Raw genomic sequence first — 23876 nt, forward strand, 5'->3', positions numbered from 1 at the left:
TGACAACGTCAATTTTAATGCGTGCAGAATAATGGAATTATATATAAAATAAAAATTATAAAACATTCTATACTGCATAAGATTTATTTATGAAGATTTCGGACTTAGCAGCGTTTTGCACCGTTGTTGAAGCGCCTAGCCTTACCGAAGCAGCAAATAAGCTTCATAAGACACAGCCTGCGGTCTCTCAATCAATTAAAAGATTAGAACAATCTTTGGGATTTGCCCTTTTTGAGCGTGAGAAATATCGCAATGTGTTAACAGAGCAAGGTCGTCGGTTTTATTTTGAAGCCGAAAAATTACTTAATCATCATAGAGATTTGTCATTACTCGCGACTGAATTCGCGGCGGGTAATGAACCAAGCTTTAACATCTGTTACGAACCGATCGTATATCAAAACCAGATTGATCAAGTATTAGGCAATGCTTTCATTAAGTTTCCCGCAACTGAAATGAACATATCAAGTGGTAAACGGTTTTTTGCACTTGAGCAAGTCACACAGGGAATTGCAAACCTTGGCATTGGCCCTTGGTTTGACCTTTTTCATTCAACTGGCGATTTAGAGTCAATGCCGATTGGACACGTAAAATTAGGCTTAGTCTCATTAACAGGCTATATGCCACCAGAGCTTAGTTTTTCGGAGCTTGCGCAATACCCATCTCTTGCAATGAAAGAAAGTAAGTTCAAGTTTGACAGTGAACGCTTGGCATACAGAAACAGTAACAATGTCATGAAACTCGATGACGCACTGGCAATAAAAAGATACTTATTACAAGGTATGGGCTATGCCTTAATCGGCCTTGACCTTTGTAGAGAAGAATTAGAGTCTGGTGTTTTGCAACAAGTGAGGGTGTTTGATAGAAAAGACGAGTTTGAAGCTGAAATCCACGCGTATCGTTTGCATATTTCACACCATGGACCGGTAGCAAGATATTTTTGGGACAAATTAAAAGAGTTAAATATTCAATATGAAAAGCAGCAATCCTCAACAAGAACTCGCTGAAAAGGTTTTCACCGTAATTGGCGGTATCCCGTTTGGGAAGGTAGCCTCATATGGGCAAATAGCGAAGTTAGCTGGTTATCCAAAACATGCCCGAAAGGTTGGTCAATTGCTGAAAAACCTACCACAAGGTTCAACATTACCTTGGTACAGAGTAGTAAATAGCCAACGGCGCATTTCTTTTCCTCAAGACAGTAGTAAATTTCAAGAGCAAAAGTCACGCTTGCAAGCTGAGGGTGTCACATTCTCAAATAGTAACGTGATAGCTAAACACTGCGTTTGGGAATAGTCATAAATTTAGCGTTAACTGATCCAGATAAATAGAGCAGTCGTAATTATCGTTAGTTTTTGTATATTTGAACGGGAATTATGAAACTCGCTTTATTTCCATTGCCAATATTCTTGCTTCCAGGTGGGTTCACCCGCTTGCGGATCTTTGAGCAGCGCTATTTATATATGGTAAAAGAGGCCGCTAAAACAGAGCAAGGTTTTGTGTTATGCCCATATTTAGCTGATTCACCGAACAATGTGTCAAAAGAAGGCGTGCACGTTAAAATTGTCGACTTTTCACAAGATGATGATGGTCAGCTGCTCATTGATGTTGAGGCACTATCGCGCGTCGCGATCAGTAATGTGGAAGTAGACTCACAATCTTTACGTCATGGCGATTGTGACATTATTGATGGGCCGCCATGGCAATGTAGTGAAGAAGCATTTAGTCTAGTTGACGAAACCCTTGCTCATAAACTTCAGAGCGTTTTTATCGCCAACCCAATCCTTGATGATTTGTACCGCGACAAGCATTTTACTCAGCCTCTTTGGGTTGCTTATCGTTGGCTAGAAATCTTACCCATCTCGATGACCCAAAAACTAAAAATAAAACAAGCACAAACATTTGAACAGGTGGCAGAGTTCTTACATACTGTATTAGATGAAAAATAGTGATCCATGCCAAGTTTTACAGCGTATTACAGCTTATAATTATAAATTGGAAGGTGAGCTATGTTAGGCCAACAGCAATCTATCGATTGCAACGTTCAGTCAGGAACTCGCAAAGCAGTGCAAGAAACTCCCTCTCAAGCGTTATCAGACGCTTTAGTTAAGGTTGCAGAAAAACGAGATCGCAAAGCTTTTGCCTTCTTGTTTGAGTACTTTGCGCCAAAAATCAAGCGCTTTGGTGTGAAACAATTTGGTAATGACGCCCAAGCGATGGAGCTCGTACAAGACACGATGACGTCAGTGTGGCGTAAAGCCCACCTCTATCATCATGATAAAGGCGCAGCTACAACGTGGATCTATACCGTGATGCGTAATGCGTCGTTCGATGCATTGCGTAAAATGAAGAGTAATAAAGAAGAACATATCAGTGAAGACATCTGGCCGATAATTCAAGACTCGCAGGCTGACGACGACGGTTTTCAAGATCACTTGCAAACGGCGCAAATTCAAAAATACATCAATAAGTTGCCGCCAGCACAACGAGACATAGTCAAAGGCGTGTACTTTCAAGAAATGTCTCAAGAACAATTGGCAGAGCATCTTAATATACCTGTCGGGACAGTTAAGTCACGTTTACGGCTTGCTTTACAAAAACTTCGCGCAGAAATGGGAGATCAAGCATGATAAAGCATCACCCTAATGATTCATTATTAAGCCAATTTGTTGAAGGTAATTTGCCTGCAAGTATCAGTGTCGCAATTGCAGCACATGTCGAAATGTGTCCATGTTGTCAGAAAAAGACTCAACAGCTTGAAGCGCAAGAAGCGAGTGTTCAGCTTGGAGGAGATAGTGACTCCGCACTAAGCAGCGATTTTGAGGCAATGATGCAAGCGATAACACTGGACGACGAAATAGACGAAATTAAAGAATATATCCAACCCTCATTTAACTATCAGGGCAGGGATGTTCTGTTACCTCGGGCTATTGCGAATATCGATCGCACCAAGTTTTCAGGTGTAGGCAAAATCGCCCGCTCTCGGTTATTGCTAGAAGACGGTGACTTACGCTCAAGTCTTCTGCAAATCGGTGCAGAAGGCGAAATTCCAGAGCACACCCACACAGGCTTTGAAATCACCTTGTTACTTGACGGCGATTTTGCAGATGAGGCTGGGGAATACGTACCGGGCGACTTTATTTGGCAAGACGGCAAACATAACCATTCTCCACGCACAAAAGAAGGCTGTTTGTGCTTTACCGTAGTCAGCAGTGCACTACACTTTAATAAAGGGTTAAGTAAGCTGTTAAACCCAATTGGTAAGTTGATTTATTAAAGGAATAGTTGCGAAATGAAATTTTCATCACCAATAAAAATTGGCATTAGCGCATGCTTGGCTGGAGACAAAGTGCGATTTGATTCAGGCCACAAGCGTTCAAACTTTTGTATGGATGAATTTTCCGAACATGTTGAGTATGTGCGCTTTTGTCCGGAAGTTGCGATAGGCATGCCAATTCCAAGACCAACCATCAGACAGATCCGTGTAGGCAACATTATCAAAGTTAGTCGCCCTGACGGTAAAGAAGATGTCGCACCAAAGCTTAAGGAGTTTGGCGAAAAGGTTGCAACTTCACAGACACAAAGTCTTTCCGGTTTTGTGTTTTGCGCCAAAAGTCCAAGCTGCGGAATGGAGCGCGTTAAGGTTTATAACGAAGCAGGAACAGGGAATACTTCTGAAGGTATTGGTATTTTTGCTGAGCAAGTCATAAAACACAATCCGCTTTTGCCTTGCGAGGAAAATGGCAGATTAAATGACATGCACCTCAGAGAAAACTTCGTAATGCGGGTATTTGTCTATAAAAACTGGCAGGAACTAACGCAATCCGAAAACATCGGTCTACACGAGCTGACGAAGTTTCATGCTAAACATAAATATCTGCTGATGAGCCATAATTACCAAGCCTATAAAGATTTAGGGCGTCTACTTGGGGACGGTAAACAGTTTGACAAAGAGACACTAAAACATAAATACATCAGTGGTTTGATGTCAGCACTGAGTAAGCCTGCCAATCGCAAAAATCAAGCAAACACGTTAACGCATCTACAGGGGTATTTTAAGAACGAGCTTTCGAGCATCGAGAAGCAAGAGATGTGCAGCGCAATAGAGCAATATCGCAAAGGTATCGTACCTTTATACGTGCCGCTGACCCTGCTCAAGCATCACCTTACCGTACATCCTAAAGAATATTTGCAAAGCCAAGTGTACTTTGACCCATACCCCAACGAACTGCGTTTAAGATTCGGAATTTAGTAATGAAAACAGCTTTTTGGTTTCGCCGTGACCTCAGGATTTACGGCAACGAGGCTTTGATTGAAGCCGTGAATGAGGGCGCACGCGATGCGCTCTTTTTTTATTGCAAGCCACAGTGGCAATCACATAACGTAGCCAGTATTCAGCTCGACCTACTTGAGCGCAGATTACTTGAGCTTGGCAATCAGCTTAGTGAATTTGGCATTACGCTACATATCATTGAAGCGAGCACATTCGCTGATCTGCCGACGCAGCTTCAGGTTGTTTGTGACGATAAAGGCATTGATTGCTTATATGCAAATAAAGAATACGAAGTAAATGAAGTAGCCCGTGATGAAGCGTGTGAAACTGTGATTTCGTTAAAATTATTCGATGGCGATCTCGTCGCCAAACCGGGCTCTGTGCTTACGGGCTCCGGTGAGATGTTCAAGGTGTTTACTCCTTTTAAAAAAGCATGGTTAACGTGCTTTGTGGGGCAGCAATTTCACTTCTCTAGCTGGCCATTGGACAAACAACATGAAGCAAACTTCAAAAAGCCAACTTTTTTCGAGATGACCAATGGATCTGAAAAGTGGCCAGTGGATGATAATGCCGTTGTCACGATTGTAAATCGTTTTATTAAGGACAAACTAGCAGACTACCAAGATGACCGTGATTTCCCTGCAATCAAAGGAACTTCGGGGCTCAGTCCATACTTGGCATTAGGTATTGTGTCGCCCAAGCAGCTCATCGCAGAGATCCAACTTCATTACCCTGAAGTGCTTGAAAACCCAAGTAAGCCAGAGTTTTGTTGGGTGAACGAACTCATTTGGCGTGAGTTTTATCGCCATCTTATCGTCGCTTTCCCGCGTTTATGTAAAGGTTTTAATTTCAACGATAAATATAACGCGGTTAGGTGGCGTGACGACAGCCAAGCGTTTGAGCTCTGGTGTAATGGTAAAACTGGCTATCCGATTGTCGATGCAGCAATGCGTCAGCTCAACAAAACCGGCTGGATGCACAATCGACTACGCATGATTGTTGCCAGCTTTTTAACCAAACATTTGCTCATCGACTGGCGTGAAGGTGAAGCTTATTTTATGTCAAAATTAATAGATGGCGACCTTGCCAGTAATAATGGTGGCTGGCAGTGGGCTGCAAGTACGGGGTGTGACGCGCAGCCATATTTNTTTTTAATCCCATCACGCAGGGCGAAAAGTTTGATCCCGATGGTTCCTTTATTCGTACATATGTGCCTGAATTGAAAAATGTTCCAGCAAAGCATATTCATTTTCCCCATGACTATTTAGCCGCATTTGGCGGAAAGGACGACTATGTAAAGCCGCTGGTTGATCATAAAGAAGCAAGGGCAAGAGCACTTGACGCATTTAAGGTTTAAATAGGTATGGATCACAGAACGCAGCGATTCGTGGCAATTTATAATGATATAGACAAACACTGCCTCGGTAAATTGGCTTCAATTTACACTGAGGACATCAGCTTCGTAGACCCTTTACATAAAATTCATGGACTTGATGCGCTAACGAGTTATTTTCAGGGGTTATATGAAAATGTCTCTGAAATCGAATTTCTTGTTACGAACGCCTATCAAGTTGATGACGCCAGCTTTATCTACTGGACTATGTCCTATCAACACCCCAAGCTAAATGGCGGTAAGCCCATAGAAGTCGATGGTCATAGTCATTTGAGTTTTATTGGCGAAAAAGTGGCGCAACATCGGGATTACTTTGACAGCGCGCAAATGCTGTATCGCCAAGTCCCGCTACTCGGTGGTGTTATTCGGCTACTAGATAAAAGGATCACGGCATGAGTAACATCTTAATCACTGGCGCAACATCAGGGATAGGTAAAGCTCTTGCTGAATTTTATGCAAAACAGTCCCATCAAGTAACAGCTTGTGGCCGCAACAAAGAAGTGTTAAACGAATTAGAAAACAGCGTAGGTGCAAAGCACAAAGCATTTGATTTAACAAACCGCGAAGAGATAGAAGATAACTTCAAAGATATTGACGGCTTAGATCTCATAATCCTCAACGCAGGTGGTTGTGAGTATATCGATAATCCCAACCAATTTGACGGCCATTTGTTTGAGCGAATAATGCATATCAACGTCATCTCACTCGGCCACTGCTTAGACGTATTACTGCCAAAAATTAAAACCGGTGGGCAACTTTGTATCGTAAGTTCCAGTAGTGCATTTTTACCTTTGCCTCGCGCCGAAGCGTATGGTGCATCAAAAGCTGCTGTCAGCTATTTAGCGCGCACCCTGACAGCAACATTAAAAGACATTGATGTAACCTTAGTTCACCCAGGCTTTGTTGAAACGCCTTTGACAGATAAGAATGACTTTCCGATGCCATTTATTGTGAGTGTCGATGAGGCCGTTGGTTACATTAGCAAAGGAATAGCAAAACGCAGCAAAGAAATACATTTCCCAAAGAGATTTACTCTATTTTTAAAACTTTTCAGGTTACTGCCATTTTCGTTGTGGTTACCTCTCGCAAAAAGGATAGCCCGTGGCTAAGATTGCAATAATTGGAAGCGGTATTTCAGGTATGACCGCAGCATACCTGTTAAGTCGTCAACATGACATAAAAGTCTTTGAAAAAAATGATTATATTGGCGGACATACGGCAACTATTGATGTTGAATACCAAGGTGAAAAACTCGCGATTGATACCGGCTTTATCGTATTTAACGACAGAACCTATCCAAAGTTTGAAAAACTACTGGCTGAAATTGGTGTTAGTCGCCAAGAAACCGAAATGAGCTTTAGTGTTCACAACAGTCAATCCAAGTTTGAGTACAATGGTCATTCACTCCGCACGTTATTCGCACAAAAACGTAATCTACTGAGGCCAACTTTCTGGCGATTGCTAAGGGATATTGTGCGTTTTAATGATCTTTGTAAATCATTATACGAAAAAGACGACTATCGAGGTGTTGAAACACTCGGCAAACTGCTACAGAAACACCAGTTTAATGAATTTTTTAAGCTGCACTACATCTTGCCGATGGGCGCTGCAATTTGGTCAACCAGTATCAAAGAAATGCTCGACTTTGAAGCTAAATTCTTTGTCCAGTTTTTCTTCAACCATGGGCTCTTGGACATCACAAATCGCCCTCAATGGTATGTTATACCCGGAGGTTCAAGAGAATACATTCAACCATTGGTCGCAGAATTTAAAGACAATATTGTGCTTAATACCAACATCGAGACAGTGGTTCGTGATGAGTCTGGTGTGACCATCGTCTTTAAAGATGGCAGTAATGAGTACTTCGATAAAGTCGTCTTTGCATGTCATAGCGATCAGGCTTTAGCATTACTAAATACCCCATCGAGTGATGAACAAGCGATACTTGGCGCAATTCCTTATACTGCAAACTCAGTGGTGCTGCACACTGACACCCGTTTATTGCCAAAACGTCCGCTGGCGTGGGCCAGTTGGAACTATTTATTAAACGAAGCAACGGACAAAGCCGCTGTTGTCACCTACCAAATGAACATACTGCAGGGGCTTGATGCCAAACATCAATACTGTGTCACGTTAAATCATGATGAAGGGATAGCTGAAGATAAAGTGATCCGCCGCTTTGTCTATCATCATCCGGTATTCAATACCACCAGCATTGCGGCCCAAAAACGTAAAGCCGACATCGATGGTAAACACCATAGTTATTTTTGTGGTGCGTACTGGTTCAACGGCTTTCATGAAGATGGGGTGAGAAGTGCCGTAGATGTGGCCGAGCAATTGGGTATCTCATTTTGAACAGTGCAATACTGGTGGGAAAAGTTCGGCATCGGCGATTCGCTCATGCCAAGCATGCATTTTCTTACCCCATGTATATGATGTGGCTAGATTTAAGTGAGCTCGACGCACTCAATAGTATTTCGTCAAAGTTTGGTACATCCGGCTTAAAACTGCTTAAATTCAATCAAGCTGACTATATCCTCACAGAAGGCGAAAGCTTAGTTGAGCGCGCACGTGCTAAGTCAAATGCACTAGGAAAACCTGTTTCTTCACAAACAAAAGTATATTTAATGGCGCAAATACGCTGTTTAGGCTTTTACTTCAGTCCGGTTAATTTCTACTTTTTTGAAAACGAGAAGGGCTCTGGTTTTAGCCATATGCTCGCAGAGGTAAGTAACACACCCTGGAATGAGCGTCATTTTTATTTAGTTGAATTAAATAAAGAAGTGAACTTTAAAAAGCAATTTCACGTATCACCTTTTATGAATTTGGATATGCACTACCATTGGAAAGTCAAGCCACCCGGTAGTAGTACGCTGATCCATATTGAAAATAGAAAAGGTGACGAATTGCTGTTTGATGCCACGATGACGCTCAAAAAGCAGGAGCTCAATGAAGCAAATATTAATCAATTGCTTAAGCGGTTTCCTGCAATGACATGGAGCATAGCTAAAGGCATTTACTGGCAAGCGTTGAAGTTATTTTTAAAAAGAGTGCCTTTTGTTGGGCATCCCGGAAGAGTATAAGATGGAAAATACCACGACAATATCCTCATCAATTTCGCTTTCTACATTCGATAGATTGTACAAAAAGCTTGTCTTTGGCGCGTTGAATACCTTAGAAATCGGAAAAGTGGTACTTGTCGAAGGCAACCAAAAATACTGTTTTGGTGAGTCAGAAACAAGCCTAAGCGTTGATATTCAAGTTCATTCAGCGCAAATGTATAAGCTATTTGCACTTGGCGGCAGTGTCGGAGCAGGTGAATCATACATTCTTGGTCACTGGAGTTGTTCGGATTTAACCAAACTGATTGAGATCTTCGTCCTAAACCAAGCTCAACTGGATGCCTTTGAACATAAGTTTGCATTTTTCTCTGGCATTGCAAATAAGATAAAGCATCTTAAAAACAAAAACTCAAAACAAGGCTCAAAACGTAACATTGTCGCCCACTACGACCTTGGTAATGACCTGTATGAATCATTTTTAAGTGAAGAAATGCTGTACTCTAGTGCTGTGTATCCTTCAAAGGAGGCATCGCTTGAAGAAGCGCAGCAACATAAATTAGCCGCAATCTGTGAGCGCTTGGATCTTCAGGCAACTGACAAAGTTGTTGAGATTGGCACCGGGTGGGGCGCATTTGCGGTTTACGCTGCAAAAAACCACGGCTGCCATATAACCACGACAACTATTTCAGAAGAGCAGCATGCCTACGCAAAAACACTGATTGAAAAAGAAGGGTTACAGCAGCACATCACACTACTAAAAAAAGATTATCGCGAATTGGACGGCCAATACGACAAACTGGTGTCTATTGAAATGATTGAAGCGGTTGGACACGCATATTTATCGGGCTTTTTTGCCAAATGCAACGACTTGTTAAAGCCGACAGGCGCGATGCTGATTCAGGCCATTACCATCGCCTGTCAGCGTTATCAGCATTACCTAAAGCAATCAGACTTTATTCAGCAGTACATCTTCCCTGGTGGTTGTCTTCCTTCCGTGAGCGAAATGAGCAAGCAAATTGTAAATTCCACCGATATGGTTGTCCACGAACTCCATGATATCGGCCTGCACTATGCCAGAACACTATACGATTGGCGTGTTCGGTTTGAAAAAGCTTGGCCTTCACTTGACGGTAAACGTTTCGATGAGCGCTTTTATCGCCTTTGGCAATTTTATTTATGCTACTGTGAAGGGGCATTTAAACAAAGAGCAACCAGTGCCATACATATAGTCGCAAGAAAACCAAGATACCAGTCAAATGTCTGTACTCAAACATTGGATTACTAACGCGCTACTTTTCCAAAGTATTTGGTTTGCGGCATTATTTTTTCAAGCAGACGCGCTTTGGTTCATGTTGCTAGGCTGTCTCGTCATGTTCGCGGGTCACCAAAATAAGCGTCTCAACTTAGTGCTTGCACTTGTGGGCCCCGCCATAGGAATGGGCATTGAATTGATTGCGGTCAAAGCCCAGCTCATCAATTACCAAGATAGTGAGTTGTTTCCGATCTGGCTTTGGGTTTTATGGATTGCATTGGTACTGACAATAAATAATGCACTTTCCAAACTATTAACTCTCAAAGCGCCAATATTAGTAGTGATACTTTTAGTCTGTGCGCCACCAAGCTATCTTGGTGCAGCAAACTTTAATGTAGTTTCTATTTCAATGCCTTGGTACGTTTTTTGGCCTGTATTCGGCGCGCTGTGGAGCGTGGGATTCTACCTGATAGTGAGTTTTAATCGCATTTTATGGGGTACAAAGCTTGCGCAGTTGCGAGCAAATTGATAGCGTTTGATTACAAACCCACAGGATCTGGGGCGAAACGCAATAAAATAATAAATATTTCGTCGAATTTCGCAATTTTGGGGTTGCACATCAGCGCAAAATGCATAAACATAGGTTTTGCTTAGGCAAATTATAAAGTTATAGGAATCTAATAATGAATAAAGCTCAACTAGTTGAAAAGATGGCGGCAGACGCAGAGATTTCAAAAGCAGCGGCAACTCGCGCTTTAGAGGCGTTTACTGGCGCAGTAACTAACACACTAAAAGATGGCGGTTCTGTTGCTTTAGTTGGTTTTGGCACATTCTCAGTAAAAGAGCGCGCAGCGCGTACTGGTCGTAACCCACAAACTGGCGCTGAAATCCAAATCCCAGCGGCGAACATTCCTTCGTTCAAAGCAGGTAAAGGCCTAAAAGACCAAGTAAATCTTTAATCCACTTCGCTGGACAAGAAAAACCTCCCAAGGTGGAGGTTTTTTTATATCTGCCATATTCATTATAATTGGTATCGCTATCTTGAATTTGCTACTATCGCCCCAATCTCATATTTATATCTAATAAGTTGTTTAATCAGTTTTCATGAAGCGTTCTAACCTTTTTGCCGTTATGTCATTACTCATGTTGTTATGGGTAGCTGCTGCGTGCGCGACAGGAACGCCTGATAAGCACTTATCCCATACCGCTAATACTCACAGTACGAGCTTCGAAAACATCACCCAAAAAGGCCTCGCTGACTCTAATCAGTTACCCAGTAAGCCAAGTCCTGCGACTCCAATAAAGCTCAGTGGTGAAACCACGCATCACGAAAAGGGTTTATTGCCGGAACGTGAGCGTACTAGCCACCCTAGTTATTTTCTACATCCTAAACAACAAGCCGAATATGCGCTTGTATATGAGCTTGCAGCAGAAAAATATGTACCAGCCTCAGTCTATGACATCAATAGACCTAGACCTGTACCTTGGTATATGTGTGATACTCGGCCAAACAATGGCTTTATCGACAACTGTAAGCCGGCAAACTTAACCTTCAAAGGCAGTCTCAACTTCGCCTCTTAATCATTATCTACTACCAATAAAGCACCCAAATAGTAGTTTTTGATACCAGTACCCTAACGTCTGTATGACCAGTATTCGTTAGCAAATCGGTATCGCTCAGATAGATAATGAGAAAAATATGAAAGATATAAATCCGCCAACGAGGCCATCAACCCCTCGTGGTACCAGCGCGCGTGCGAAACGCTTTTTTACTGCGCTTATTGTGTTCCTGTTGATCCTTTGCGCACTACCAAATTTGTATCCCAATAAGAATTTGATTCAAATTCAAGCAAGCAGTAACGAAGTAGTGTCTCTGTCGTTGCCTGAACTTAAATCTCAGCTAGAAGGAGAGGGATTCAAAGTCAAGCAAATCGAGTCTCATCAAGGTGGCTATTTAGTTGAACTTGAAAACCGCACGCTAACCGCCGAGGCACGTGCTTATATGGCAGAGTCTAACTCCAAGCTAAGTGTTAAGGTTGTTAGTGCTTCAACGATGCCACAGTGGTTAGAAAGCACTGGACTCAAACCTATCAAGCTTGGACTCGACTTGGACGGCGGTGTGTTGTTCGTACTCAAGGTTGACACAGAACAAGCGGCGCAAAATAAACTGCAGTCACTCGCAGACGAAGCCAATAGCCTACGGATCAAAAATCGTTATCGTAACCTATCTACTCCTCAAGTTATCAGTGGCGAGCAGGTTGAGGTCATTGCTAAAACGCAAGGGCAAAATGAACTCGCAGCGCTTACCGCGACACTGCGCGAGCTCTATCCACAATTTACCAGTATAACTCATAAACAAGGCAGTTTAACGAAAGTGAATTTCCGCTTTGCCGAAGCAAAAAAAGCAGAGTTCGATAAGCAGTTAATGACCCAAGCACTGTCTACTTTACGTTCGCGTATTGAGGAACTCGGGATCACAGAAGCGGTTACGCAACGTCAAGGCACTAATTATATACGAATTGAACTACCTGGCGTGCAAGACCCAGAACAAGCCAAGCGTATTATCGGTGCAACAGCAAAGCTTTCATTTCATGCATTACAAGAAATGGGAGGTCAAAAATTAAAAGACAAATCTGGTGCTCCGGTTTCAGTCGACCCAGTTGCCATTTTTGGTGGGGATGAAATAGAGTCCGCAACAGCAGGAAGAGACGAATACGGAAAGCCTCTAGTGCAACTATTCTTATCTTCTCAAGGTGGTGAAAAGATAAACCGATTTTCTAGAAACAGTGTTGGTAAGCCAATGGCTACTGTATTCAGCGAATATTACGCGGATCCAAAAGGAGAGATTAAGCGCAAAACGGAAGTAATTTCAGTAGCCACTATTCAACAAGTATTAAATACCCGATTCAGTATTACCAATATGCAGTCAATGGAACGCGCGCAGGAGTTAGCATTATTGTTGCGGGCGGGTTCTCTTGACGCACCAATCACTATTGTGAAAGAGCAAACCATTGGTCCTTCATTGGGCGAAAAGAATATTGAAAGCGGCTTTAAAGCATTGGCGTTAGGGTTAAGCCTAACTTTGCTGTTTATGGCAGTATGGTATCGCAAGCTAGGCGCAGTGGCCATTACCTCATTACTGGTAAACTTAGTCTGCCTGATTGGATTAATGTCTCTGCTTCCTGGTGTTGTGCTTACCTTACCCGGCATTGCGGGCCTAGTTTTGACTATCGGTATGGCTGTCGACACCAATGTGATTATTTTTGAGCGAGTTCGCGAATTAAGGCGTAAAGGCATCGGGATGGTTACTGCATTAAAGCAAGGTTATCAACAAGCCATGTCGAGTATTATCGATGCTAACTTAACCACAATGATAACTGCTCTTATTCTACTTGGTATCGGTTATGGACCAGTAAAAGGGTTCGCGATCACCTTGGCGCTGGGCATAGTAACCAGTATTTTCGCCGGTGTGGTCGTCTCCGGTATGTTATCAGAATCTCTTTATTCAAAATCACGTAAAGGCGTAAAGTAAAATGACAAGTAAAACGCAAAAGGCAAGATTCGCCGGGCTAATTTCAGGATTGTTACTTGTCCTTGCAAGTCTCATAGCCATCACCCAAAAAGGCATTGTGTTAGGCCAAGACTTTACCGGCGGTTACGTTACGGTTATCGACTTACCCAAGCAAACGAGCCAAACAGAAATGCAAAACAAGCTGGCTGAACTTGGCGTTCAAAATGCGCGAATCTCTCTACAAAACGATGGTAGCTGGCGAGTTTTCCAAACCCCTCAGTCCACCGATGAAACACACGTCAAACAGTGGATAGAAGGACTTGAAACACAATGGCAAGCAAGCGTATTAGATGCCAGTTACCTTGGTGCGCAGGTGGGTAATGAGTTAATCGAACAAGGTGGCCTTGCAGCTATATTCGCATTACTTAGTGTATTGATTTACTTGGCGTTTAGATTTGAGTGGCGCTTAGCTGTCTCCGCAAGTATCGCGCTTTTTCATGATGTGATTGTGACGCTTGGTTTATTTGCAATAACGCAAGTAGAGTTTGACTTAACGGTGTTGGCAGCGCTGCTGGCGATTATTGGTTACTCACTCAACGATTCGATTGTAATTGGTGACAGAGTTAGAGAGCTTTTGTTCGAAGATCAGTGGAAAACCAGTCCCGTGGGCAATACCATAGACCAAGCGATAAAGGATTCAATGAGCCGCACACTGATCACCTCATTAACGACGCTCACAACGGTGTTAGCGATATGGTGGCTAGGCGGCGCAGGACTTAATAGTTTTGCCATGGCGTTGTGTTGTGGCATTCTCATTGGTACTTTGTCTTCCTTGGCAATTAGCGCAACTTTACCGCAGTTTTTAGGCTTGTCATTTAATAACTACCTAAAGGAAGAATCTGAGGCAGCGAAACAGCAACTCGCTGAGCCATAAGCGTTATAGTTGATTTAGGTTGAAAAAGTAGCAATAGCTCTTTTTTAACCTTGTCGTGCTGATGTATAATCCGCACTTCGAAAGGAGCCGGATAAGGATTAATGTCAAAATATAGTTATCAAACTCGGTGCGGGAAAGTAACCCTTTGGGCCGAGCAAAATATCCTCTTTGCCTGTTTCGAAGGAAATATTAATGAGTCTATGATCCATTATTTTTCTAGAGCATTAGAGCAATGCCGAACTGAGATCCACGCATCGACATGGGGTTACGTAAGTTATTCCGAAAAGGCCATAGCTGCAACACCAGAAGCCTACAAGTTACTGGTAAACACTGCAAAGCGCTGTTTGCAGTTAGGCTGTGTTAGTGCTGCGTATGTGTTGAAGTCGGCAATTGCAAAAAGCCAGATCGAAAAAATGCGCAAAGAAATAGGTATGCCAGAGCCATTGGATCAAGTTTTATTTGCTGATGTAAGCGCTGCCATTGAGTTTGTAAAAAGTACTTTAGCTACACCTGAAAAGTTGTCGGTATAAGGCATCCTAATTTTATATATAAGTGACGTTGCCTATTGGGACGAGCATTTATAATCAATTTGATTGCGCCTTCACTGTTAAGGCTTCATTGGGCCGCATTTCGCAACGTGCGATGATGCGGTTGTTTTTATCTTCTTCCTGTCTAAGCAACATACCTTCGTCATTTTTTGTCCACCACACAAACCCATCACCTTGATATTTTGCACCGCTGGCTGAACGAGCAATCTTCATCTTAACCACTTGTTCGTTAAAATGGACCGTTGCTTTATCACTGTCGTTGTAGTCAACCTTTATCACCGAATCATTATCACATTGATAGCGGCTAAGTGTTTCACTAAGCTCAATCTTACGACTTGAGACGTCCTCGCCACACGCACCGAGAACAGCGCTAATTAAAACAGCAAAGGCAATTTGAGATTTCATAAACAGACTCCGGCGAGAAAAAGACGGTATCTGACAATGTAGCGTAAACGGATGAAGTTAAGGTGAATGGTGCGGTTACAGGGCAATAAAAAGCAACATAAAAAAGGCCCAATGGACCTTTAAACATGATTACAAGTTATTAATCGTTTACTGGAATAGTACTCTGCGCTTCGCGTATTTTTGGCGTGTATAATCGCTTAGTCATCGCCATAAAGAAAATAGGCGTAAACAATAGACCAAACAAGGTAACCCCTATCATTCCAGAGAATACTGCAATTCCCATCGTTTCACGCATTTCAGCACCCGCACCAGTTGCAAGTACCAGAGGTACAACTCCTGCGGTGAAGGCAATCGACGTCATCAGAATAGGGCGTAAACGTAGTTTACATGCCTCAATAATTGACTCCAAATTAGTCTTGCCTTGCTCGTACTCTTCTTTGGCAAATTCCACCATTAGGATTGCATTCTTACACGCCAAAGCAACCAAAACGATAAGTGCAATTTGGGTAAAGATATTATTGTCTCCCCCAGTTAGCCACACCCCAACCAATGCTGAAAGTATGGTCATTGGCACAATGAGGATGATTGCAAATGGTAGCTTTAGACTTTCGTATTGCGATGCCAAAACCATAAATACCAAGAGTACAACCAGTGGGAAGATATACACCATCACGTTACCCGCGAGGATCTGCTGATAGGTGACTTCAGTCCACTCAAATGCCATGCCTTCGCTAAGCGTTTCGTTTAGCACCGCTTCAATTGCCATTTGCGCTTGATCCGAAGAATAGCCGGGCGCAGGGCTGCCATTTAACTCGGCAGTAGGATACCCGTTATAGTGCATAACACGATCAGGTCCCGTTGTCGGCGTGACTTTGAGTACCGCGCCAAGTGGCACCATTTGACCATAGTTGTTTCTGACTTTGTAAGACAAAATTTGCGCTGGATCTGCCCGAAAGTTCGCGTCAGCCTGAGCGGTGACCTGATAAGTGCGACCAAATAAGTTAAAGTCATTGACATACATTGAACCTAAATAGATCTGTAATGCATTAAACACTTCCTCGAGCGGTACGCCTTGTACCATTGCTTGCTCACGGTCGATATCAATGTCCATTTGTGGTACTTGGATCCTAAAGCTTGAGTACAGTCCCATTAGCTCCGGTTGTTGCTGCGCTTTTGCGATCACAGCTTGTAAGTCAGAGAATAGCTTCTCAAAGCCAAGGTTTGCTCTATCTTCAATTTGCAGTTTAAATCCACCTGTGGTGCCTAACCCTTGTATTGGTGGCGGTGGGAAAACCGCGACAAACGCTTCATCTATGATGGCAAACTTCTGATTAAGCTGCGCAGCGATTGAAGACGCATATAACTCAGGCGATGTGCGATTTTCAAATTTGTCTAGGGCAACAAATACAATCCCGCTATTTGGGCTGTTTGTAAAACCATTTACTGAAAGCCCAGGGAAAGACACGGAATGTAAAACGCCTGGAGTTTGTAATGCAATTTGTTCCATCTCACGTACAACGGCTTCTGTTCTATCCAAACTCGCAGCGTCTGGCAGTTGGGCAATCGCAACAAGATACTGTTTGTCCTGTTGTGGAATAAAGCCACCTGGGATGGTGCTAAACAACTTAGTAGTAGCAAAAATTAACCCTAAATAAACCACCAACACAATGGTGCTCAGTCTAATAAGTTTTTTTACCAGTCCAACATAGCCGTGAGCTGCCTTATCAAAAAAGCGATTAAACGGTTTGAATAGCCACTGACCAAACAATTTATCTAACACCATTGTGAGTTTGTCTGGTTTAGCACCGTGCGGCTTTAACAGTAGTGCAGCGAGCGCTGGTGATAATGTTAATGAGTTAAATGCTGAGATCAGCGTCGAAATCGTGATCGTGAGGGCAAACTGTTTGTAAAACTGGCCTGACAACCCGGTAATAAATGCAGTTGGAATAAACACTGCACAAAGCACCAATGCAATCGCTATAATAGGGCCTGTCACCTCAGACATCGCTTGTTTAGTTGCTTCAAAGGGCGCTAGGCCGTTTTCAATATTACGCTCAACGTTTTCAACCACGACGATGGCATCATCGACTACGATACCAATTGCTAGTACCAAACCAAACAACGACAAAGTATTGATAGAAACACCAAGCCACTGCATTGCCGCAAAGGTACCAACTAATGATACAGGCACTGCCACCAGCGGAATAATCGAAGCGCGCCATGTTTGCAAGAATAAGATAACAACCAATACAACAAGTACGATGGCTTCTAATAATGTCGAAATTACCGCATCGATTGAGCCACGAACAAAAATTGTCGGATCGTAAACGATATCGTACTCAACCCCTTCAGGAAAACGTGTCGATAACTCTTTCATGGTTTCACGCACCTGATCCGACAGCTCTATCGCATTAGAACCAGGACGCTGGAAAATCGGCATTGCCACCGCTTCGTTTCCATCTAGCAAAGCTCTTAACGCGTAGTTATCTTGTCCAAGCTCAACACGACCAATATCTTTGAGTCTAGTAATCGCACCATCGCCCGATACGCTAACAATAATATTGTCAAATTCACTGGTATCTGCCAAACGGCCTTTAACGTTTAACAGAATTTGGAATTGATTTTCATTCGTTGTGGGTTGAGCACCCAAAGAGCCAGCTGCTACTTGGCGGTTTTGTTGTTGGATTGCTCGGACCACATCGCTTGCGGTTAAGTTTCTTTCAGCCAATTGCTCGGGGTTTAGCCATATCCGCAGCGCGTATTTACCGCCGCCGAATAGCTTTACATCACCAACTCCCGGCAAGCGCGCTATCTGATCTTTGACATAAATATCGGCATAATTAGAGAGGTAGCTTGTATCATGCGAGCCACTTGGCGATACCAAGTGCACCACCATAGTAAGATCTGGTGACGCCTTCTCAGCCACAACCCCTAAACGTTGTACTTCTTGCGGTAATCTTGGAATAGCGCTATTTACACGGTTTTGTACTTGCACTTGGGCACGGTCCAGGTCAGTACCAAGTGCAAAAGTCACGGTAAGCGTTAAGCGACCATCACTGGTTGCTTGAGAAAACATATACAGCATGTTCTCAACACCATTAATTTCTTGCTCAAGCGGCGTTGCGACCGTTTCAGCAATGACTTTTGGGTTTGCACCGGGATAGGTTGCAGATACCACAACCGTCGGCGGTACCACCTCTGGATACTCACTCACGGGAAGCTGGAAAAGGGAAATGGCCCCTGCGATTAATATCACAAGCGACATCATCGCCGCAAAAATAGGGCGCTTAATGAAAAAATGGGAAAATTTCATTATTAGTTTAATCCTTGTGAAGAATCGCTTGGCGTCATCGCAACCACTTCTGTGGCAATGTTATCTGGCAAGGTAAGCGTCACGGAATTTGGGCTTATCGGCATGCCTGGGCCTACACGCGCTGGACCATTCACCGCGATGCGCTCTCCTGCGGCTAAACCCGACTCAACAGCACGAAATTCGCCATAGCGATTACCGAGTGTGATCAGACGATATTCAAGTGTATTCGCGTCGTTGACGACAAGAACAAAGCGATTTTTAAGATCCGTACCCACTGCGCGGTCTGGAATTAATACTCGATCGTTTTGCTCACCGGATGAAAGACTCACTCGCGCAAACGAGCCAGGTCGTAATTGTCCACTATGGTTAGCAAAAGAAGCGCGTACTTTTAGGGTTCCGGAGTGGTCATCAATGGCGTTGTCAATAAAGTCTAGCTCACCCATGACTGGCTGTGACTCACGGCCCAATAGCTGTAATTTCACAGGAAGCGGCTCACCTTCCGTCACTGATGCAAACTGGCTATTCCAAGTTCGCTCGTCGATATCAAAATACGCATACATCTTATCGGTTGCGACTATCGTAGTAAGCAAGGTGTCGTTTGCTCTAATGGTATTACCTTGAGTGACCTCAGCAAAGGAAATTTTGCCGCTGATTGGTGCTGTGATCTTGCTAAACTCTAAGTTTAGTTGAGCTGCTTTAAATGAAGCGCGAAGCGCATCTAGTTCAGCTTCACGCTGCGCGGTAAGCGAAACACGGGCATCGACTTCTTCGGTTGAAATCGCTTTTTGCTTGCTTAATCGAAGCGCACGCGCTGACTCACTTTTTGCTTGCGAAAGGGCCGCTTCGGCACGTTTCACTTGTGCGGCAAGACTGGCAACCTCAGCCAAGAAAGTTCTATCGTCCAGCTCAAATAACACATCGCCTTGGTGCACCGTATCTCCTTCTTTGAAGTTTACCGAGCCGATCACTCCCGTGACCCGAGCGCGAAGTGCGACTTCGTTTGGAGAAGAAAGGCGTGTTGTATAGGTGTGCCAATCAGCAATGCTAATTTGCGGTGTTGCTGCTACATCAATTGGTTGAAGAGGCGGAGTTTGACTGCTTGCCTGCTCAGCTTCGCCACATGCACTTAGCAGTAGCAAAGCAGAAATAATCGTTGCGAGTTGCGTTGGTTTTAACATAGTTCCTCCTTTGTGTATGGAGGTAACTATACGTTTCATTTGTTGCATTAAACATAAGTTAAATGGAATATGATTGGTGCTAAATTAGAATCAATTGATGTAGATAACGAAATCAAAATGTCTTTTTGTGTGATTTGCGCGAGATCTAAGATAATTCTTCCCGATTGATTTAAAATAACAAAAAGCCTAACGGAATTTAATTATGTCTAACGCTAACCATTTACAATCCCTACTGAGTGACGTGCTCAATAAAAGTGACGATGCAGTTGCTATTGTTAGCAACAAGTCGGTTCTTGAATTTTGCAATAAAGCAATGGCGAAGCTAATTGGACAACCCTCGTCCCACATAACAGGACGCACATTGAGTAATATCTTCGACCCACAAACAGACGATACGTTTGATGACAGAATCGACGGGGATGAACTCACGGAATGGTTTTTAGGCTTAAGCAACGGCTGTGAATTAGACTATCCAGAAATTGAAATTGATACCTTAAGCGGTGAGTTCTTCAGATTACGATGTTTTTCGCTGCAAGATGATGCCTTTGTTATCTACGGAGACAACATTACCACAACAAAAGCAATGCATAGCGAACTCGATCACTTACGTAAAGAGCTTGATTTTATTACCAAAACTGACCCATTAACGGGCGTAGCCAGTCGTAGGCAGTTAAGCGATAAAATTGACAGTCAAATTAGGTTATATGAACGTTACAAAACACCATTTAGTGTGATACTGACCGATCTTGATAATTTCCGTACAATTAACGAGCAATTTGGCCATGAAGCGGGGGACATCGTGCTGGTTCACGTCAGCTCGTTACTCTCTGAAATGTTACGAGACACGGATTTAATAGCGCGGCTAGGTGGAGAGGAATTTGCCCTGGTACTCCCTAATACCGGCTTAGAGGGGGCAATCTTAGTCGCCGAGCGGGCGCGCAATGTAATAGAGCAGGCACCATTTCAAATTGCGGTAGGCGAAGAGGTTGATATTACCAGCTCATTTGGGGTTGCTGAGTTTGGCGAGGGTGAGTCTGGCGTTGAGAGCATTATTCGTCGTGCAGATACGATGTTACTAGAAGCCAAAAGCAGTGGCAGAAATCGAGTTGTTCCAAACCCGCACTAATTAAGACCAATCGTTAAATTGTAATAATGCTTAACTAAGCTAGTTCCTTCAAGTAGTAGATAAGTGCGCCCAATATGGCGCATTTTGCAGTTAAGGAACAATAATAATGGCAAGTATTACCCGTCGAGATTTTATTAAAAGTGCATTTATGGGCGTTGGCGTGGCAACAATTAGCGTTTCGTTAATTGGTTGCGGTAGTAGTAATAGTAAAGCGGTTGCGAGCAACGATTTTGCTGTCGCATTTAACCATGGTGTCGCAAGTGGCGATCCTTTAGCTGACAGCGTTATATTGTGGACGCGAGTCACTCCTGAAGGTACACCTAACCGTGTGGATGTCACTCTACAAGTATCAGAATCTGAAGATTTTGGCATTTTACTACAAAGCCACCAGCTGGGCGCATTGGCAAAAAACGATTACACCGTTAAAGTAGATCTTAATGGCCTTGCTGCAAATAGCCGCTACTTTTATCGCTTCGTCACTAAGGAAACGCATTCCCCTATAGGTAAATGCAAAACCTTGCCCGTTAACGATGTAACTCAGGTAAAACTTGCCGTCATGTCATGTGCAAATTATCCGGCAGGTTACTTTCATGTTTACGCAGAGGCTGCAAAACGCAGCGATTTAGACGCGGTGTTACATTTAGGTGATTACATATACGAATATGGTATGGGTGGGTATGCCACTGAAAATGCCGACGCCATGGGGCGCGGGCTGGATGCAGATAATGCGAGCGAGATTATTTCATTGAATGATTATCGTCGTCGCTATGCAAAATATCGTACGGACCTTGGCCTACAAGCTCTCCACGCCAGTACGCCATTTATCGCGGTATGGGACGACCATGAAGTATGTAATGATTCATACATGGATGGCGCCGAGAACCATAACGAAGGAGAAGGGGAGTACACTGCCCGAAAGCTTGCCGCGCTGCAAGCCTACTATGAATGGATGCCTGTGCGTCCGATGGTTAAGGATCAACTTGAGAGCCTCTATCGTAAATTTGAATTTGGCGACTTGTTATCACTCTATATGCTAGATACTCGTCACGAGAGCCGCGCTAAAGCACTCAACTATCAAGATTACATTGACCCTACAACAGGACAAGTGGATTTTGTCGGATTTCAGGCGGATCTCACCACGCCTTCGCAACAGCTATTGGGCTTAAATCAATTGACTTGGCTCACAGATAACTTAAAGACATCTGCAGCGAAATGGCAAGTATTGGGGCAACAAGTATTGATGACCAAAATGATGATCCCAGCCGAGCTACTTATGTCTCTTGCAAACCCTTCCGCACAGATGTCGACGCAATTAACAGAGCTTGCTCAAATAAAGGGGAGACTGCTTGCTGGTGACTCAACGTTATCTGAACAAGAAAAAGCGCGAGTCACGTTTACCGCACCTTATAATTTGGATGCATGGGACGGTTACCCAATTGAACGTGAAGTAATTTTACAAACAGCAAAAGCGGCCAATAAAAATTTAGTAGTCGTTGCTGGAGATACCCACAACGCATGGTCCGGTAAGCTCTGCGATGCAAGCGGAACCATTTGTGGTCAAGAATATGCGACAGCCTCTGTCAGCTCTCCGGGGCTTGAGCATTACTTGCAATTAGGCGATGAGCAGGCGCTACAATTCGCTGAGGCATTACAATTACTAGTCGATGACCTTGAATATGCCAATATTCATCAGCGTGGTTATTTAACGCTTAATTTCACAAAAGAGAAGGTGGAAAGTGAGTGGCATTTTGTCAATACAGTCAAGCAAGAGCAGTTTGAAAGCCACAATAAACAGCGCGAGCTTATACTGTAGGTACGGCTAGCTATTCGCGCTACGCTTCATTACAGCTGCGTAAAAAGTGTGTAAAGGGGCTTTACAGCCCCTTGCATTTAGCTATTTTACCTTGCGAAAGAAGTGCTGTAACCTTGAACGGCTTCTTTTTATCCCCTTTAACTTTAACCTTTGCAATATCTAAATATTGAAAGTCTCCAGGGGCATTAAGACGCCATAAATTCTTTGACCGTTCAGAAAAGCAAAACTCTCCCGTGTCTCCATGTATCAACAGCAACGGATAACTGAGTTGAGCCGCATATTCTGCAAGTGTCTCTCGATATAACTGATAACCATCACATTTAGCTTTTGAGTTTTTATCACAACGTCCTGAGTGCTTCTCTTTTTGATACAGGTCAGCTTGTAGAAATATCACCGCGGCTTTATGGCTTGGTGTTAGCAAGCTATCCAACCACTTAATATTCTCTACATCACGGCGATGGGACTCTTCATGCACTGCTTTTTTGTCAGATAATAAGATTTGTCTGCGACCATTGTTGGTACCAGGCACATGCAAAGTTAAAAACTGCACATCATCCACTATCCAAGATTGATTTTCAGGTACTGTTTGCTGACGTTTAAACTTTGGAAGGTCAGGTATTTGCACCGCAAAGTGTTTACGGATGAAATCCAATCTTTCTAACTCATCAAACCTAGGGTTCAGAGTTTCGCGGTCACAGTCTGTCCAATCATTATCTCCAGGCGTGAATATAAATGGTTGACTACTCACACTTGAGATCAGAGCATAATTATCTTTAAGCAGTTGGTCAGTACAGGGCTCAGCACCTGATTTCATATCCCCTACGTGTACCATAAAATCATGCTGTATATCGTTTACCTTTTCATGCAGAGCACCATTGGGCATCAACATGCCTCTGTCTATCTCCGTATAGGGCATATCACCAAAGACTAAAAAGGACGTCGCCGAGGCCTGATATACACTGAGCATAGGCATCAACGCCATGGCGAATAATTTAACGAGCTGCACAATAATTCTCCTTTATGTTAGCCCCTATCATACATCAACTCTGTGACAGAAGAAGTCGCGCTCTCAAT

The 23876-nt window shown here is 43.4% G+C and carries 23 protein-coding genes and 1 pseudogene; 20 read left to right on the plus strand and 4 right to left on the minus strand.

Features of this window, described 5'->3' with window-relative positions:
- Window positions 1–89 precede the first annotated feature (89 nt).
- The 18 genes and pseudogenes from CKO50_RS00365 (at window position 90) to CKO50_RS00450 (ending at window position 14949) form a co-directional block, all read left to right on the plus strand.
- On the plus strand, window positions 90–1004 hold the full coding sequence (locus tag CKO50_RS00365; RefSeq protein WP_010377177.1) for a LysR family transcriptional regulator: 915 nt from the start codon (window positions 90–92) through the stop codon (window positions 1002–1004).
- The gene (locus tag CKO50_RS00370; protein WP_095726562.1) at window positions 970–1290 is read left to right on the plus strand and encodes an MGMT family protein; all 321 of its coding nucleotides are present in this window, start codon (window positions 970–972) and stop codon (window positions 1288–1290) included. Before CKO50_RS00365 ends, CKO50_RS00370 begins: the two co-directional genes overlap by 35 nt.
- An 80-nt stretch (window positions 1291–1370) precedes the next feature.
- Window positions 1371–1943, plus strand: a complete 573-nt coding sequence (locus CKO50_RS00375; protein WP_095726563.1) for an LON peptidase substrate-binding domain-containing protein — start codon at window positions 1371–1373, stop codon at window positions 1941–1943.
- 60 nt (window positions 1944–2003) lie between these two features.
- Window positions 2004–2624, plus strand: a complete 621-nt coding sequence (locus CKO50_RS00380) for a sigma-70 family RNA polymerase sigma factor (protein WP_095726564.1) — start codon at window positions 2004–2006, stop codon at window positions 2622–2624.
- Window positions 2621–3271, plus strand: a complete 651-nt coding sequence (locus CKO50_RS00385) for a ChrR family anti-sigma-E factor (RefSeq protein ID WP_095726565.1) — start codon at window positions 2621–2623, stop codon at window positions 3269–3271. Before CKO50_RS00380 ends, CKO50_RS00385 begins: the two co-directional genes overlap by 4 nt.
- A gap of 15 nt (window positions 3272–3286) precedes the next feature.
- On the plus strand, window positions 3287–4246 hold the full coding sequence (locus tag CKO50_RS00390) for a DUF523 and DUF1722 domain-containing protein (RefSeq protein ID WP_095726566.1): 960 nt from the start codon (window positions 3287–3289) through the stop codon (window positions 4244–4246).
- A gap of 2 nt (window positions 4247–4248) precedes the next feature.
- A pseudogene (gene phrB / locus CKO50_RS00395) lies at window positions 4249–5624 on the plus strand (deoxyribodipyrimidine photo-lyase).
- Window positions 5625–5630: 6 nt separating this feature from the next.
- Window positions 5631–6056 (plus strand): nuclear transport factor 2 family protein, encoded by a 426-nt coding sequence (locus CKO50_RS00400; protein ID WP_095726567.1) that lies wholly within the window; start codon window positions 5631–5633, stop codon window positions 6054–6056.
- A complete protein-coding gene (locus CKO50_RS00405; protein ID WP_095726568.1) occupies window positions 6053–6769 on the plus strand; it encodes an SDR family NAD(P)-dependent oxidoreductase in 717 nt (238 codons plus the stop codon). The genes CKO50_RS00400 and CKO50_RS00405 overlap by 4 nt, the downstream gene beginning before the upstream one ends.
- Window positions 6762–8015 carry an NAD(P)/FAD-dependent oxidoreductase gene (locus CKO50_RS00410; RefSeq protein ID WP_095726569.1) on the plus strand — a complete coding sequence of 418 codons (1254 nt, stop codon included), beginning with the start codon at window positions 6762–6764 and terminating at the stop codon, window positions 8013–8015. The genes CKO50_RS00405 and CKO50_RS00410 overlap by 8 nt, the downstream gene beginning before the upstream one ends.
- A 14-nt stretch (window positions 8016–8029) precedes the next feature.
- A complete protein-coding gene (locus CKO50_RS00415) occupies window positions 8030–8743 on the plus strand; it encodes a DUF1365 domain-containing protein (protein WP_255228741.1) in 714 nt (237 codons plus the stop codon).
- A 1-nt stretch (window position 8744) separates the two neighbouring features.
- Window positions 8745–10007: a cyclopropane-fatty-acyl-phospholipid synthase family protein gene (locus tag CKO50_RS00420; RefSeq protein ID WP_095726571.1), complete on the plus strand. Its 1263-nt coding sequence runs from the start codon at window positions 8745–8747 to the stop codon at window positions 10005–10007.
- Window positions 9979–10503, plus strand: coding sequence for a DUF2878 domain-containing protein (locus CKO50_RS00425; protein WP_095726572.1), 525 nt, complete (start codon window positions 9979–9981; stop codon window positions 10501–10503). Before CKO50_RS00420 ends, CKO50_RS00425 begins: the two co-directional genes overlap by 29 nt.
- A gap of 154 nt (window positions 10504–10657) precedes the next feature.
- Entirely contained in the window at window positions 10658–10933 is a 276-nt protein-coding gene (locus tag CKO50_RS00430) for an HU family DNA-binding protein (protein ID WP_095726573.1), read from the plus strand.
- 145 nt (window positions 10934–11078) lie between these two features.
- Entirely contained in the window at window positions 11079–11555 is a 477-nt protein-coding gene (locus tag CKO50_RS00435) for a hypothetical protein (RefSeq protein WP_095726574.1), read from the plus strand.
- 118 nt (window positions 11556–11673) lie between these two features.
- Window positions 11674–13506: a protein translocase subunit SecD gene (gene secD / locus CKO50_RS00440; protein WP_095726575.1), complete on the plus strand. Its 1833-nt coding sequence runs from the start codon at window positions 11674–11676 to the stop codon at window positions 13504–13506.
- Between the two features lies 1 nt (window position 13507).
- Window positions 13508–14419, plus strand: a complete 912-nt coding sequence (secF, locus tag CKO50_RS00445; protein ID WP_095726576.1) for a protein translocase subunit SecF — start codon at window positions 13508–13510, stop codon at window positions 14417–14419.
- A gap of 101 nt (window positions 14420–14520) precedes the next feature.
- Window positions 14521–14949 carry a hypothetical protein gene (locus CKO50_RS00450; RefSeq protein ID WP_095726577.1) on the plus strand — a complete coding sequence of 143 codons (429 nt, stop codon included), beginning with the start codon at window positions 14521–14523 and terminating at the stop codon, window positions 14947–14949.
- A 54-nt stretch (window positions 14950–15003) separates the two neighbouring features.
- Here CKO50_RS00450 and CKO50_RS00455 read toward each other — a convergent pair whose 3' ends face one another.
- The 3 genes from CKO50_RS00455 to CKO50_RS00465 form a co-directional block, all read right to left on the minus strand.
- A complete protein-coding gene (locus CKO50_RS00455) occupies window positions 15004–15372 on the minus strand; it encodes an MliC family protein (protein ID WP_095726578.1) in 369 nt (122 codons plus the stop codon).
- Window positions 15373–15511: 139 nt separating this feature from the next.
- Entirely contained in the window at window positions 15512–18685 is a 3174-nt protein-coding gene (locus tag CKO50_RS00460) for an efflux RND transporter permease subunit (protein ID WP_095726579.1), read from the minus strand.
- A 2-nt stretch (window positions 18686–18687) separates the two neighbouring features.
- A complete protein-coding gene (locus tag CKO50_RS00465) occupies window positions 18688–19863 on the minus strand; it encodes an efflux RND transporter periplasmic adaptor subunit (RefSeq protein ID WP_095726580.1) in 1176 nt (391 codons plus the stop codon).
- A 202-nt stretch (window positions 19864–20065) separates the two neighbouring features.
- Between CKO50_RS00465 and CKO50_RS00470 the strand changes: the two genes are divergently transcribed.
- Both CKO50_RS00470 and CKO50_RS00475 read left to right on the plus strand, forming a co-directional pair.
- On the plus strand, window positions 20066–20989 hold the full coding sequence (locus CKO50_RS00470; RefSeq protein WP_095726581.1) for a sensor domain-containing diguanylate cyclase: 924 nt from the start codon (window positions 20066–20068) through the stop codon (window positions 20987–20989).
- Between the two features lie 106 nt (window positions 20990–21095).
- A complete protein-coding gene (locus tag CKO50_RS00475) occupies window positions 21096–22802 on the plus strand; it encodes an alkaline phosphatase (RefSeq protein WP_095726582.1) in 1707 nt (568 codons plus the stop codon).
- 61 nt (window positions 22803–22863) lie between these two features.
- Here CKO50_RS00475 and CKO50_RS00480 read toward each other — a convergent pair whose 3' ends face one another.
- Complete coding sequence (locus tag CKO50_RS00480) at window positions 22864–23808, minus strand: hypothetical protein (RefSeq protein ID WP_095726583.1); 945 nt, start codon at window positions 23806–23808, stop codon at window positions 22864–22866.
- Window positions 23809–23876: the final 68 nt, after the last annotated feature.

The organism is Pseudoalteromonas sp. HM-SA03, from assembly GCF_002289345.1.
Taxonomy (GTDB): Bacteria; Pseudomonadota; Gammaproteobacteria; order Enterobacterales; family Alteromonadaceae; genus Pseudoalteromonas.